Raw genomic sequence first — 14,140 nt, forward strand, 5'->3', positions numbered from 1 at the left:
TCTGGTGTTCGTCGGTAACTGATGTGATGGGGGCGAAGTCTTGTTGACTTCGCCCCCATCACGGTTCCCTCGGTGGTTAGGGAAGTTCATTGATAAGTGTGGCGATGTCTCTGCGAGGGCCGGTGAAGAAGGGGATTTCTTCACGAACGTGCATGCGGGCGCGGCTGGCGCGTAGTTCACGCATGAGGTCGACGATGCGGTGGAGTTCGTCGGCTTCGAAGGCGAGGATCCATTCGTAGTCGTTGAGGGCGAATGAGGCGATGGTGTTGGCGCGCACGTCAGGGTAGTCGCGGGCCATTTGGCCGTGTTCGCGAAGCATGTCGCGTCGTTCTTCGTCGTCGAGGACGTACCAGTCGTAGGAGCGGACGAAGGGGTAGACGCAAACGTAATCGCGTGCGTGGTCGTCGTAGAGGAATGCGGGTATGTGGCTCTTGTTGAATTCGGCGGGGCGGTGCAGTGCTGCGGCGGACCAAACTGGTTCTAGGTGGGAGCCTAGGCGAGTGCGGCGGATGGCTTTGTAGGCAGCTTGGGCGGTTTCGATGGTGGGTGCGTGCCACCAGAACATGATGTCGGCGTCTGCGCGCATTCCGGAGATGTCGTAGCTGCCTCGTACGACCAGGCCTGCGGTTTCGGCCAGGCCGGTCAGGACGGTTTCGACTTCTTGGGTCATTTCGGCGCGGATGTCGTCCTCGCGGGGCAGGGGTGAAGTTACGGCGAAGACAGACCACATGGCGTAGCGGATGGTGTCGTTGAGTTCGCGGATGCGGGCGGCGCGTTGGTTACCACTCATAGCTGTGAACCTATCGAACGGGTGTGTGGTGGGGGTAGTGCCGACCGGTGTGGCGGCCGGGGCGTGGTGGGCCCCGGCCGTTGGTTGGAGTTAGGAGTTGGGTGTGTCTGTGCAGCTCTTGATGAGGGCGACGATGCGGGTGAGTACGTCTGGGTCTGTGTCGGCGGGGACGCCGTGTCCGAGGTTGAAGATGTGTCCGGGGGTGCTGCGTCCTTCGGTGATGATGCGGCGTACTTCGTTTTCGATGACTGGCCAGGGCGCGCTTAGTAGGGCGGGGTCGAGGTTGCCTTGTACGGCGTACCGGTTGCCTAGGCGGGTGCTAGCTTCGGCCAGGTTGGTGCGGAAATCCACTCCGACGACGTCTGATCCTGCGTTGGCCATGGAGCCGAGTAGTTCTGCGGTGCCGACTCCAAAGTGGATGGCGGGGACGCCGAGTTCGTGTACGTGGTCCAGGACAGCTGCTGAGTGGGGTTGGACGAAGCGTTCATAGTCGGCGCGGCACAGCGCTCCGGCCCAGGAGTCGAAGAGTTGGACCATTTGCGCGCCTGCGGTGATTTGAACTTCGAGGAAAGCTGCTGAGATTTGGGCTAGGCGTGCGGCGAGTTGGTGCCAGAGGTCTGGGTCGCCGTGCATGAGGGCTTTGGTGCGTGCGTGAGTTTTGCTGGGGCCTCCTTCGATGAGGTAGGAGGCGAGGGTGAAGGGTGCGCCAGCGAATCCGATGAGTGGGGTTGTGCCTAGTTGGCTGATGGTGAGTCGGACTGCTTCGTCGATGTCGGGGATGTGTTCGCGGGTGAGTGGTTCGAGGCGGTCTAGGTCGCTCCATTTTGTAAAGGGGTCGGTGACGACGGGGCCGGTACCTGGGACGATGTCGATGTCGATGCCTACGGCGGATACGGGGACGACGATGTCGCTGAAGAAGATGGCTGCGTCGACGCCGTGGCGGCGGACGGGCTGCATGGTGATTTCGGCGACCATTTCGGGGTTGCGGCAGGCGCGCAGCATGGATCCTTCGCCGCGTACGCGGCGGTATTCGGGTAGGGATCGGCCGGCTTGGCGCATGAACCATACGGGTGGTCGTGGTCCGGGGTGTCGGAGTGCGGCGCGGACCAGCAAGGGTGCGCGCTCGATTACCGAGTCCAGATAGTCGGGGTGGTAGGACTCCAGGGCGGACGCGGGTCGCGGCGAAATTGTCACAGTCTGATCCTGGCATGAACGGGTGGGACGCAACTGATCGGCGTGTCATAGGGAGGGGCCGACATGAGATCGACCCACATCGTTATGTTCATAGGGTGAATTACGGCACCGTCGGCCCTCCTGTTGTGTTTGTTCAGGCGGTTGGGGAGTTGGAGAGCGTCCGGTTCCGTCGGCATGTGGAGATTGAGCCGCTGCCTGCACCGAAGCGGATTGCTCCGTATGCGGTTGCGTATGCGGTGCATGTGTGGCCTGCCCGGGGCGGGGATGCTACGGCGACGGGGCGTTTTGTTTTGTTGCATGACCCTGCTGGTCATGAGGAGTGGGGCGGGGTGTGGCGGGTGGTGATTTTCGCGCAGGCGGATGTGGAGCCGGAGGTGGCTGAGGATCAGCTGCTTGCTGAGGCGACGTGGTCGTGGTTGACGGATTCGTTGACTGCTGAGGGGGTGGATTATCAGCGTTTGGGTGGGACAGTGACGCGTACATCCTCGCGTGGTTTTGGTGCGTTGGAGGGTGAGCGTGCATCCAATGCGGTGGAGGTGCGGGCGAGTTGGTCGCCGGTGGATCGGCATGTGGCTGGGCAGTTCCGCGCTTTTGGTGATTTGTTGGCGTACATGGGGGGTTTGCCGCCGGCGCGAAATGACATCACAGTGCTGGATGCGCTCCGCTGAAGGTTCGTGACCCACCGTGGCGCGTAAGCTCATAGATTGATGGCAGCACAGCACGTTAATGACCCCTCGGATGGGAAGCCCTTCAGCGCTTCAGGAGAGCAAGGGCAGGCCAGTGCGCCTCCAGCCGGGTCTACTTCTTTGGTGTTTCTTCAGGCTTCGCCGGCTCCCGTGCGGTCGAAGAAACCAGATGTTGTTTCCGAGGATGCCGCTAAGGAAGCTTCTGCGCCGCTTTTGCGGGCGCCTGCTGGTGGTATTCCGGAAGTTATTACTGATGGGCGTGATTTGGCTCGCGCGGCGGAAGAGATTGCTGCCGGTAGCGGCCCGCTTGCGGTTGATGCTGAGCGTGCCTCTGGGTATCGGTATGGGCAGCGCGCATATTTGATTCAGCTCAAACGTCAGGGTGCAGGGATCGTTCTTATCGATCCGGTGGCGTGTGCTGATTTGTCGCCCATACAAGAAGCTACGCGTGATGTTGAGTGGATTCTGCATGCTGCGACGCAGGATCTTCCATGCTTGACCGAAATTGGCTTGTCTCCCAGTCGTTTGTTTGACACTGAGCTGGGTTGTCGTTTGCTGGGGCTTCCCCGGGTGGGGTTGGGCACGGTTATTGAGCACTATTTGGGTGTGCGATTGGCTAAAGAGCACTCTGCGGTGGACTGGTCTACGCGTCCGCTTCCGCGGGACTGGTTGGTGTATGCCGCTCTTGATGTCGAGTTGTTGGCTGATTTGCGGGAAGCAGTTGCCAAGGACCTGCGCGCTGCGGGCAAGTTTGAGTGGGCTGAGCAGGAGTTCGAGGCGTTAACTCATTTCACTGGGCCGCCTTCGCGTACTGACCCATGGCGTCGGACACATGGTTTTCAGAAGATCCGTAATCGTCGTGGAGCGGGTTTTCTGCGTGCTTTGTGGCACGCCCGTGATCGCATCGCTGCCGAAAAGGATTTAGCTCCGGGGCGCGTTTTACCTGATCAGATTCTTGTTGATCTTGCTGTTGCCGCAACGCAACGCCAGGATTTAGGGCGCGCTGGAGCTCATAAAGGGATTCGTCGGTACCTGTCTGCGTGGCGTGCTGCTGTGGATGAGGTGTCAGCACTGGCGGATTCAGAATTGCCTGTTTTGAATGTGCGCAGTGATGCCCCGCCGCCGATGAAAGCGTGGAAGGATCGCCGCCCGGCTGCGTTTGAGCGGTTGGCTTTCGCTAAGGATGGGATTGCCCGTTTTGCTGAGGCAAACAATGTGCCACCTGAGAATGTTATTTCTCCGTCTTTGCTCAGGCGTGTGATTTGGGACATGGAAGACACTGTTGAAAATGATGCGCAGGTCACAGATCGACTGGTACAGGCGGGGGCTCGCCCGTGGCAGATTCAGGCAGTTGCCCCGTTAATAGCGCAGGCGCCCACCACTCCGGCCGTCTGTGAGGAGTGAAAGCGCTACCACTGCGTTATGGCTCGTCGCGAACACGTGAAATAGTGAGACGGGTGTTCAAAAGCTCGCAGGGTATTTGCGCCTTGTCTGGAGCTTTTCTTGGCTGTGACCTTCTTGTGATCACATTGTCTATCTATCGGAACATACCTCGCGCACAGCGCACTTGACTGAATATCTCATATATGAGTTAGTAGGTGTCATGTCGGAGAATTACCTCGCTCGCATCGGTGACCTCGTGCGAGAAGCCCGCAAGGAACGCGGACTCACGCAATCTGATCTCGCCGAACTGCTCAATACGAGCCAAAGTGCAGTCGCCCGCATCGAGCAAGGAAAACAAAATCTCAGCCTTGAAATGCTTTCCAGGCTTGGGCAAAACCTGAACTCCGAGTTTGTCTCCCTGGGGACCACCGGACCACAACACCTCAAAATCGATGGTGGGCACAAACTATCTGGCAGTATCGACATCAACACCAGTAAAAACGCAGCCGTGGCGCTGCTATGTGCCTCCCTGATCAACAAAGGCACCACCACCTTGCGCCGCATGGCCCGCATTGAAGAGGTCAATCGTCTCATCGAGGTCCTGACTTCCATTGGCGTTAAATGCACCTGGTTCGAAGACTCCAATGACCTGCAAATCACTCCCCCAGCCACCTTCGACCTGAGCAGGCTGGACGCTGAGGCGGCACGCCGCACCCGCTCCATCATCATGTTCTTCGGGCCGTTGATGAACCAGCTTGACTCCTTCGACCTGCCTTACGCAGGTGGCTGCAACCTGGGAGCCCGCACGATCGAGCCCCATATGACTGCACTACGGGCCTTCGGTCTCGAAGTGGAAGCAACCACAGGCCTTTACCGCGCCACAGTTACCCCGGCCACCCCCACCGGTTCAATCGTGCTCACTGAGCGCGGTGACACCGTGACCGAAAATGCCCTCATGGCGGCAGCCATGCGGGAAACAACCACCATCATCCGCAACGCCAGCCCGAACTACATGGTTCAAGACCTGTGCTTCTACCTAGAAAAGCTTGGCGTGCAGATCGAAGGTATCGGCACCACCACACTTAAAGTGACTGGTAAGAGCCACATCGACGTCGATGTCGAATACTTCCCCTCCGAAGACCCCATCGAAGCGATGAGCCTGCTGGCCGCCGCGGTGGTTACCGACTCCGAAATCACCATCAAGCGTGTTCCGATCGAGTTCATGGAGATCGAACTCGCGGTGCTCTCGGAGATGGGGCTCAAATATGAGCTTACTGAGGAGTACGCCTCGGCAAACGGGCGTACTCGCTTGGTTGATCTGACCACCAAGCCCGGAGAGCTCAAGGCACCGATCGACAAAATTCACCCGATGCCATTCCCCGGGTTGAACATCGACAACCTGCCGTTCTTCGCTCTCATCGGCGCAGTTGCCGAAGGGCGCACCATGATCCACGACTGGGTCTACGAGAACCGCGCCATCTACCTGACTGAGCTCACTCGCCTCAACGCCTCGGTGGAGCTCCTGGACCCGCACCGCGTCGCCGTGCAAGGGCCCACCCGCTGGCGTCCAGCGGAAGTTGTGTGCCCCCCAGCACTGCGACCGGCAGTCGTTGTCCTCATCGCCATGCTGGCTGCCCCGGGTACCTCCTACCTACGTAACGTGTACGTCATCAACCGCGGCTACCAAGACCTCGCCGATCGGTTGAACTCTCTGGGCGCCAACATCGAAATCTTCCGCGACATCTAAACGCAGAAAACAAGGTAATAGCTCAGAGGGCTTACCCCGGCAAGGGGTAAGCCCTCTGAGCTATTACCTACGATTAAGCGCTGCGATCAGGGCACACAATGGCGCAGCGTTTGTGTAGCCGCTCCACCACAGCCTCCACCGTCAACCCAGCGTCAGCGAGAACCTCACCGCGGCTGGCATGCTCCAAGAACTCCTTCGGAAGACCAAAACGGGTCACCGGGATTTCCATATCCGCATCATGCAGTGCAGCAGCCACAGCGGCTCCGATTCCGGTAGCGGCCAAGCCATCCTCAATTACTGCCACTCGCGTAGAACGCGCGCACAACGCCACCACGTCTTGACTGACCGGAAGCACCCACCGCGGGTCCACCACGATGACCGACAGGCCCTCTTGAGACATGCGGCGGCCAGCTTCGATAGCTACCGGAGCCATCGCCCCTACAGAAACAATGACAAGATCCACCGGGGTGTCCTGGGTGGCGAGTTGCTCGCTCGAAGCAAACAGCACATCCATATCTCCCAAACGCCCCACGGCAGGTACTTCAGCAGGCTCACTGCCTTTGGGGAAACGAATCGCGCTCGGACCATCACTGATCGCCACCGACTCTCGGAACTCAGCACGAAGAGTTGCCCCATCGCGCGGTGCCGCCACCCGCATTCCCGGAACAATCGACAACGCAGACAAATCCCACATGCCGTTATGCGAAGCGCCGTCACTGCCGGTAGCGCCCGCGCGATCCAAAACGATCGTCATACCGGCTTTATGCAACGCCGCATCCATCAACACTTGATCGAAAGCACGATTCAAGAAAGTCGAATAGATCGCGACCACCGGGTGCATTCCACCAAAAGCAAGACCTGAAGCATTCGCTATCGCATGCTGCTCGGCAATACCCACATCGAAAACCCGATCCGGGTACGCCGCAGCGAACTCACGCAACCCCACTGGAATGAGCATGGCTGCCGTAATCGCTACGACGTCCTTACGCTCCTGCCCCACCTTGACGAGCTCTTCAGCGAAATTATCCGTCCAGCTACGCCCAGAAATTTCCAGCGGCAACCCTGTCTCTGGGTTAATCACACCCACCGCATGGAAAGCATCATCGGTATCAGCCAGCGCCGGTTCGTAGCCATGTCCTTTTTCGGTGATGGCGTGCACAAGAACAGGACCACCGAAATCACGAGCATGCCGCAAAGCGCGGCTAATAGCCTCGACATCGTGACCGTCGATAGGTCCGACATATTTAAGGCCAAGGTCTTCGAACATGACCTGGGGAGCAACGATATCTTTAAGACCCTTTTTGACCCCGTGCAGAGTCTCGTAGACGGTGCGGCCAACCGGGTGGGTGTTCAGGGTGCGCCGGCCCCAACTGAGCATTTCTTCATAGCCAGGTTCAGTGCGCAACATCGCCAAATGCTGAGCAAGGCCACCGGTGGTGGGGGCATAAGAACGTTCGTTGTCATTAACGACGATGACCAAGGGCAAAGAGTCGTCCGCGGCGATTTCATTGAGGGCTTCCCACGCCATCCCGCCTGTGAGAGCACCATCACCAATGACAGCCACAGTGTGGCGGCCAGTTTCTTTCGCGAGCTTGCGAGCACGTGCGATACCACTCGCCCAGCTCAGCGAACCAGAAGCGTGAGAGTTCTCCACAATGTCGTGAACAGATTCAGCACGGGAGGGGTAACCCGACAGCCCGCCGCGCTTACGCAGATTCGTGAAATCTTGACGGCCGGTAAGCAGCTTATGCACGTAGCTGATGTGGCCAGTATCAAAAACAATGGAGTCTTTCGGGGACTCGAACACACGGTGGATCGCTAGGGTCAGCTCCACGACTCCCAAGTTAGGGCCAAGATGCCCTCCGGTGCGTGAGACCGAGTCGACGAGGAAAGACCTAATCTCCCCCGCCAGCGTGTCAAGTTCGTGCGTCGTCATGGAGCGGACCACTTCCGGGCCGCTGACCTGCTCCAGCAGTGACACTGTTCCTCCCTCTGTGCGGTGTTGCCCCGCAACCGTCCGACCATACCTTTGACGTAGGTGGGGAACCACCTACGTGGTGAGATCCCATAAGTGCTGGAGTGGTAGAAACAAAGATCAGCCAGCGACGACGTCACTGCTCGCGCTGGAAGTTGCCACCGTAATTCCGGCGCGGCGCCATTTGTTAAACACCGCAGTAAGAGCCTGCGGGTTGACCGGAGCAGTCAAATCAACCAAAACCGTTGTAGCGAACCCTCTACTCATAGAATCCAACGCTGTAGCCGAGACACAGTAATCCGTAGCGATACCTGCAATGTGCACCGTCTCAATGCCGTGTGAATGCAGATACGACGCCAAAGTGACTCCGGCAGCCGTGGCTCCCTCAAAACCCGAATACGCGGCCGCAAACGCACCCTTAGTGAACTGTGCATCAAAGTCACGGAACTCCAGTGCCGGGTGGAAATCCGCCCCAGGAGTGCCCTGCACACAGTGAGCTGGCCACGAATCAACAAAATCCGGAGTCGCAGAAAAATGCGTTCCCGGATCTTCATGCGCATCACGGGTAGCGACCACAAGGTCATATTCATGGCCAGAGCCGATGTATCGCGTGATCGCTGCGGCGACCCCAGCGCCACCAGTGACAGCCAATGAGCCGCCCTCGCAAAAATCCCTCTGCACATCAACAACAACAAGGGCGCACCCGGCCCTATCGGACATCACGGTTCCCGGGAACGTTGTTCTCTCACCAAATGGTCGTGACCTCATGGCTACCTTCCAATCTCGTGCCTGTTGGCACCGATCCCCGGGCACCCGACGCGTATCTAATCACCTCGTGCCACCGAAATAAGATCCCCACAGCAACCGGCCTAGACTCTGCCCCATGTCAGTGACGTACGGATCGGTCAAACCCGGCCGCATTGGGCCTACGCGCGCAGTGCCGCACAGCATCGAACGCCCCGAATATGTGGGCAGGGAAGAACCTAGGCCGTTCACCGGCTCTGAAGTTCGTCCACCAGAAATGATCGAAGCAATCAGACATGCCTCGACCATCGCAGCCCGCGCGCTCGCCGCTGCTGGTGAGGCCGTAGCCCCAGGCGTTACCACCGACGAACTGGACGCCATCGCGCACCAATACATGATTGATCACGGCGCCTACCCCTCCACTCTCGGATACCGAGGATTCCCGAAATCTTGCTGCACTTCCGTCAACGAAGTCATTTGCCACGGCATCCCTGATGACCGCCCTCTGGCGGATGGGGACATCGTCAACATCGATGTCACTGCCTATATCGGCGGTGTGCACGGCGACACCAATGCAACTTTCCTCGTTGGTGACGTCGATCAAGAAACCAAAGCTCTCGTCGAGCACACACGTGAAGCGCTCAACCGTGCCATCAAAGCAGCCAAACCCGGACGTGCAGTTAATGTCATCGGTCGCGTCATCGAAACTTACGCCAAACGGCACGGTCTTGGCGTAGTCCAAGATTTCACTGGCCACGGCGTTGGACCCGCCTTCCACACCGGACTGGTTATCCCGCACTACGACTCGGCGCCTATGTATGACGACGTCATCGAACCAGGAATGACGTTCACCATCGAGCCCATGCTGACCCTAGGATCCCCTGAAGGACAGACCTGGGATGATGACTGGACCACCACCACCTGCGACTTGCGCAACACTGCGCAATTTGAGCACACCTTGCTTATCACCGACACCGGAGCCGAAATCCTGACCCTTCCCTGAACCATTCATCCGTACTTCTGCTGGGAATACCTTCACCCCCAGCAGAAGTACGGATGAATCTGTTCCATCTAACTCAACCCGCCCACCCCACGTTCGTCCTGACGACCAGCGTGCAGCACCAGTACGCTGTTCACTCATGACCCACGCCCCCAACGCGCTCCCCCTCGGCATCGACATCGGTGGCAGCGGCATCAAAGGCGCCCCCGTTGACCTCACCGTTGGATCCTTCACCGAAGAACGCCTCCGCATCGACACCCCCGCCGGAGCCAAACCAGAAGACGTCATCGACGTCGTCGCCCACATCGCCAACCAATTCGAGCCACACACAGGCCAAAGCCCCATCGGCGTCACCATCCCCGGAGTGGTCACCCACGGCGTTGTCCGCTCCGCCGCCAACATCGACAACACGTGGATTAATTACGACATCTCCACCACGCTGCATGAACGGCTGGGTCGCCCAGTCACTGTTCTTAACGACGCTGACGCCGCAGGCGTAGCCGAACTCGCCTACGGTGCAGCAAAAAACATCGCTGGCACAGTACTAGTAGCAACCCTAGGGACCGGTATCGGCTCAGCCGTTCTCGTTGACGGACGCCTGGTCCCCAACACCGAATTCGGACACCTCGAAATCGATGGGCACGACGCCGAAACACGCGCCGCAAGCTCAATCCGCAAACGTGAAAACCTCACCTGGGAAGAATGGGCAGCGCGACTGCAGCGTTACTTCACCCACCTGGAAAACCTCATCTGGCCTGACCTCATCGTCATCGGCGGAGGAGTCTCCAAACGCGCCGAAAAATTTTTGCCACTGCTCGACCTGCGCACCCCCACAGTTCCCGCGGCCCTGTTCAACGACGCAGGTATCATCGGCGCAGCCCACGAAGCAGTAGACGCCACCCACCCCCGCCACAACCCGCAATACGCTGGCTGACCACTCCCCCGCAGTGCCATCTTGGCAACCTCACCACACTGACCGGTGCAGGGGCAGGAATTCTCTGCCCCAACCGGTCACACCGTGACCGGTTCTTGCATGGCATCAACAATCCACTCCCGCGGATCGTCATTTACACCCACCGACAAATTCGCGATCTGACGCATGAAAATTTCCCGCCCACCAGCAGACAAAATCCCATCGTGAATAGGTACTAAGCGACGAGCACCACACCTAGCCACCCAATCAATCGTTTCCTTCATTGCGCTCCACGGCGCCGCGATCGGTACACACAACACATCCACTGCATCAGGAACCACATCCAAGGCATCCCCCGGGTGATATGCAACCGCACCGCCCTGCTCACGGAGCACCAACCCGGTATTACGCACCCGCTCCATCGTGCGATAAATCACCGCATGCATATTCCCTACCGGCTCCACCATCACCGTCCCCACAGAAAACAACTCACCCGGCGCCATATCCACCGTTTCCACGCCACACTCAGCACGCAGCCGACGCCCCAACCCAGCCTCGGAGAACAGCTGCGCTTGCGGATTAGCCTCCATCAACCCCGCAAGACGATCCACATCGACATGATCTGGATGCTCATGCGTCACCACCACCGCATCAAGGTCATGCACGTCTTCAAACCCGCAAGAAAATACGCCCGGGTCGACCAAAATCCGTGCCCCTTGCGATTCGAACAACACACAGGAATGACCAAAACGTGTGATCCGCATAAACCAGCGTAAACACATGCATTGTCACTGCGATGCGCAACACTTACATACAGCCTGACTGCCACATAAAATTTTTGCAGTGAAGTTCATCGACGATCGCATTCCCCCACACGACCTGACATATAACGACGTCTTCATGACGCCCTCACGCTCAGCAGTAACCTCACGTCTAGACGTTGACCTCACCGCAGGTGATGGCACCAACGCGACCATCCCCATCACTGCCGCGAACATGACAGCCGTCAGCGGCAAACGCATGGCTGAAACCCTCGCCCGTCGTGGCGGAATCGCGATACTTCCCCAAGACATTCCTCTCGACATCGCAAACTCCACCATCGCCAAAGTTAAGAACGCACACCCCGTATACGAAACCCCCATCGTCGTCTCCCCCACCGATCCAGTTGCGCACGTCATAGCTATCCTCGGCAAACGCTCTCACCGCCTAGCTGTTGTCACCGACAACGAGCGACCCGTCGGGATCGTTACCGAACACGACATCCTCGAAGTCGATAGATTCAGCAGTGTCGCCGAGGCGATGACTACTGACTTCCCTACCGTCACCGAACACGACGACCTCGCCGACGTTTTTGAGCTCCTTGAACGACGACACATCAAAGCCATCCCGGTCTTGCGTGATGGCCTTCTCCTTGGGCTGCTGACTAAACGAGGAATTCTCCGCTCAGCTATCTACACGCCCAACCTTGATGAGCACCGGCGCCTAGCAGTAGGGGCAGCAATCGGCATCAATGGTGATGTTTCTCACAAAGCCGCCACACTCTTGGCGGGAAACGTCGATGTTCTTGTCGTGGACACCGCTCATGGCCACCAAGAAAAAATGATTGATGTACTCAAACTAATTCACTCAGAACGAAATAGACACGCAGAAGTGACGGGACGACGTGTTCCCATCGCGGCAGGGAACGTCGTTACCGCTTCTGGAGCACGCGATCTCGCCCGGGCTGGAGCCGACATCATCAAAGTTGGAGTCGGCCCCGGCGCCATGTGCACCACCCGCATGATGACCGGAGTGGGGCGCCCCCAATTCTCTGCCGTCCTCGACTGCTCCGCTGCTGCCCGCGAAGAGAACGTCGCAGTATGGGCAGACGGCGGCGTAAAACATCCACGCGATGTTGCCCTCGCTTTAGCCGCAGGGGCTTCCAGTGTGATGATTGGCTCATGGTTTGCAGGAACCCATGAAAGCCCCAGTGACCTTATGCAAGATACCGATGGGCGCCTATATAAAGAAAGCTTCGGAATGGCATCCGCGCGTGCAGTAAAAAATCGCACCAAAGGGCAATCTGCGTATCAGCGAGCCCGCTCCGAACATTTTGAAGAAGGAATTAGCAGCGGAAAAATGTATCTCGATCCAGAACGACCTGGCGTCGAAGATCTTCTCGATCGAATCATTTCCGGCGTTCGTAGTTCCTTCACATACGCCGGAGCTAGAACAATCTCTGAATTTCATGAGAATGCCGTCGTTGGGATTCAATCCGCAGCCGGATATGACGAAGGAAGACCGCGTCACACAAGTTGGTAATTAGGGTAGATAGCACTCAGTAATTACTTACTTCTTCGTCACGCGGAAAACATGAAAAACATGCGAGGCGCACAAGAAGCCCCGGCTGTTCGCTGCGCGGACTCTGCTCACCCGAAGTTGAATCCACCTGTCGCAGTGAGAATATGATTGACCCCGAAAAGCCTTGTGTGCTGGAGATCCCCCACCAGTAGGGGTATCCAGCACACAAGGGATAACTGACCGTCCGGCACCTAGTAGGTGCCGGTAAATGTGTTAATACGCATCGCGGGGGATCATGTCCAAAAGGCCAATGACCGGAAATATCGCAAAACGCCCAAACGGAAGATGGCGTGCTAGATATCGCGATGGTGCCGGAAAAGAACATGCCCGCCACTTCACAACAAAAAAAGCCGCCGCGCACTGGCTGAATGAAATTACTGCAGCAATGACCACCGGTGCCTACGTAGCTCCAGACGCCGGAAAAATAACTTTCAAACAGTACGCAGAATATTGGCGAACAAAGCAAACACATCGCCCTTCAACCGTTGAGCAGGTAGAAAGACACCTGCGAAACCATGTTTATCCCAGCATCGGTGACCGTCGACTCGATACGCTCCGGCACACCGATATGCAGGCCCTCGCGAAAACACTCGATGAAAATCTCTCCACAAACACGGCATCAGTTATCTGGAGATATGTTGGAACAATTTTTCGCGCAGCAGTAGAAGATAAAAGAATCGTTGATTCACCCTGTCGCAAAGTCAGAGGACCTAAACCCAAGAAAACAAAAGTGGCCGTCATGCTCACCGAGCAAGTCACAGCCCTACGCGAAGCTGTGCCAGATCGATACGCTGCACTGATCGTCACCGCAGCCGGCACCGGCATGCGCCAAGGCGAACTATTTGGCCTCACCATTGATCGCATCAATTTTCTTCGCCAACAAATCACCGTCGACAGGCAACTCATCGGACTGGCCGGACGTGAGCCTGAATTCGGTCCGCCAAAAACCGAAGACAGTGATCGCATCATCCCTCTGCCCGCCGTTGTAGCTCAAGCATTAGCTGTTCACCTGCAGAAATACGCGACCGGACCGGACGGACTTGTATTCACTAATACCTACGGAGCTCCGCTACGCCGCTCCAACTTCGGTGCCACCTGGCGGCGGGCCTGCCAAGATGCCGACGTACACGGATTCACCTTCCATGACCTGCGCCACTACTACGCTTCACTGCTCATCCGCCACGGCGAAAGCGCTGAGACAGTACGGGCCATGCTGGGCCACAAAACCGCCATGGAAACCTGGAAAACCTACGCACACATGTGGCCAGACTCCGATGAAAGAACACGAGCGGCCGTAGATTCCGTTCTGGGAGCATCCGCTGTTGCGGACTCAGTGCGGACTGCCCCGGCAAGCATGTAATAAAAACC

General features: G+C 57.9%; 12 protein-coding genes and 1 pseudogene. 8 read left to right on the forward strand and 5 right to left on the reverse strand.

Annotation, left to right across the window (positions count from 1 at the left end; translation table 11 throughout):
- Positions 1-76: 76 nt before the first annotated feature.
- Together hemQ and hemE are read right to left on the reverse strand one after the other, a co-directional pair.
- Positions 77-790, reverse strand: coding sequence for a hydrogen peroxide-dependent heme synthase (hemQ, locus tag AC2T9U_RS05860; protein WP_493696906.1), 714 nt, complete (start codon positions 788-790; stop codon positions 77-79).
- 90 nt (positions 791-880) lie between these two features.
- Positions 881-1,954, reverse strand: a complete 1,074-nt coding sequence (hemE, locus tag AC2T9U_RS05865) for a uroporphyrinogen decarboxylase (protein ID WP_208304396.1) — start codon at positions 1,952-1,954, stop codon at positions 881-883.
- A gap of 125 nt (positions 1,955-2,079) precedes the next feature.
- Between hemE and AC2T9U_RS05870 the strand changes: the two genes are divergently transcribed.
- The 3 genes from AC2T9U_RS05870 (at position 2,080) to AC2T9U_RS05880 (ending at position 5,800) form a co-directional block, all read left to right on the forward strand.
- Positions 2,080-2,652 carry a DUF3000 domain-containing protein gene (locus tag AC2T9U_RS05870; protein ID WP_493696907.1) on the forward strand — a complete coding sequence of 191 codons (573 nt, stop codon included), beginning with the start codon at positions 2,080-2,082 and terminating at the stop codon, positions 2,650-2,652.
- 39 nt (positions 2,653-2,691) lie between these two features.
- Positions 2,692-4,074 carry an HRDC domain-containing protein gene (locus AC2T9U_RS05875; protein ID WP_493696908.1) on the forward strand — a complete coding sequence of 461 codons (1,383 nt, stop codon included), beginning with the start codon at positions 2,692-2,694 and terminating at the stop codon, positions 4,072-4,074.
- 199 nt (positions 4,075-4,273) lie between these two features.
- Entirely contained in the window at positions 4,274-5,800 is a 1,527-nt protein-coding gene (locus AC2T9U_RS05880) for a UDP-N-acetylglucosamine 1-carboxyvinyltransferase (protein ID WP_208303418.1), read from the forward strand.
- Between the two features lie 73 nt (positions 5,801-5,873).
- On the opposite strand, the gene dxs is transcribed toward AC2T9U_RS05880, so the two are convergent.
- Together dxs and AC2T9U_RS05890 are read right to left on the reverse strand one after the other, a co-directional pair.
- Entirely contained in the window at positions 5,874-7,781 is a 1,908-nt protein-coding gene (gene dxs / locus AC2T9U_RS05885) for a 1-deoxy-D-xylulose-5-phosphate synthase (RefSeq protein WP_208303417.1), read from the reverse strand.
- Positions 7,782-7,895: 114 nt separating this feature from the next.
- Positions 7,896-8,495, reverse strand: coding sequence for an isochorismatase family protein (locus AC2T9U_RS05890; RefSeq protein ID WP_493696909.1), 600 nt, complete (start codon positions 8,493-8,495; stop codon positions 7,896-7,898).
- Positions 8,496-8,658: 163 nt separating this feature from the next.
- Here AC2T9U_RS05890 and map point away from each other — a divergent pair, with 163 nt between their 5' ends.
- Positions 8,659-9,522: a type I methionyl aminopeptidase gene (gene map / locus AC2T9U_RS05895; protein WP_208303415.1), complete on the forward strand. Its 864-nt coding sequence runs from the start codon at positions 8,659-8,661 to the stop codon at positions 9,520-9,522.
- A gap of 136 nt (positions 9,523-9,658) precedes the next feature.
- Positions 9,659-10,453: a polyphosphate--glucose phosphotransferase gene (ppgK, locus tag AC2T9U_RS05900; protein ID WP_115030282.1), complete on the forward strand. Its 795-nt coding sequence runs from the start codon at positions 9,659-9,661 to the stop codon at positions 10,451-10,453.
- A gap of 77 nt (positions 10,454-10,530) precedes the next feature.
- Here ppgK and AC2T9U_RS05905 read toward each other — a convergent pair whose 3' ends face one another.
- On the reverse strand, positions 10,531-11,196 hold the full coding sequence (locus AC2T9U_RS05905; protein WP_493696910.1) for an MBL fold metallo-hydrolase: 666 nt from the start codon (positions 11,194-11,196) through the stop codon (positions 10,531-10,533).
- Between the two features lie 79 nt (positions 11,197-11,275).
- Between AC2T9U_RS05905 and AC2T9U_RS05910 the strand changes: the two genes are divergently transcribed.
- The 3 genes and pseudogenes from AC2T9U_RS05910 to AC2T9U_RS05920 all read left to right on the forward strand — a co-directional run bounded on the left by AC2T9U_RS05910 (position 11,276) and on the right by AC2T9U_RS05920 (position 14,132).
- Complete coding sequence (locus tag AC2T9U_RS05910; protein ID WP_493696911.1) at positions 11,276-12,733, forward strand: GuaB1 family IMP dehydrogenase-related protein; 1,458 nt, start codon at positions 11,276-11,278, stop codon at positions 12,731-12,733.
- Positions 12,734-13,022: 289 nt separating this feature from the next.
- Positions 13,023-13,421, forward strand: a pseudogene (locus AC2T9U_RS05915) (tyrosine-type recombinase/integrase); the annotation flags it as partial.
- A 90-nt stretch (positions 13,422-13,511) separates the two neighbouring features.
- A complete protein-coding gene (locus tag AC2T9U_RS05920) occupies positions 13,512-14,132 on the forward strand; it encodes a site-specific integrase (RefSeq protein WP_258553308.1) in 621 nt (206 codons plus the stop codon).
- The last annotated feature ends 8 nt before the right edge of the window (positions 14,133-14,140 follow it).

This window comes from Dermatophilus sp. B7861-1 (genome assembly GCF_058996045.1).

Excerpts from the sequence above, each read along its gene's own strand:
- hemQ (WP_493696906.1), bottom strand. The coding sequence starts at position 790 with ATGAGTGGTAACCAACGCGCCGCCCGCATCCGCGAACTCAACGACACC.
- AC2T9U_RS05875 (WP_493696908.1), top strand. The coding sequence starts at position 2,692 with ATGGCAGCACAGCACGTTAATGACCCCTCGGATGGGAAGCCCTTCAGC.
- AC2T9U_RS05880 (WP_208303418.1), top strand. The coding sequence starts at position 4,274 with ATGTCGGAGAATTACCTCGCTCGCATCGGTGACCTCGTGCGAGAAGCC.
- AC2T9U_RS05890 (WP_493696909.1), bottom strand. The coding sequence starts at position 8,495 with ATGTCCGATAGGGCCGGGTGCGCCCTTGTTGTTGTTGATGTGCAGAGG.
- map (WP_208303415.1), top strand. The coding sequence starts at position 8,659 with ATGTCAGTGACGTACGGATCGGTCAAACCCGGCCGCATTGGGCCTACG.
- ppgK (WP_115030282.1), top strand. The coding sequence starts at position 9,659 with ATGACCCACGCCCCCAACGCGCTCCCCCTCGGCATCGACATCGGTGGC.
- AC2T9U_RS05905 (WP_493696910.1), bottom strand. The coding sequence starts at position 11,196 with ATGCGGATCACACGTTTTGGTCATTCCTGTGTGTTGTTCGAATCGCAA.
- AC2T9U_RS05920 (WP_258553308.1), top strand. The coding sequence starts at position 13,512 with ATGCTCACCGAGCAAGTCACAGCCCTACGCGAAGCTGTGCCAGATCGA.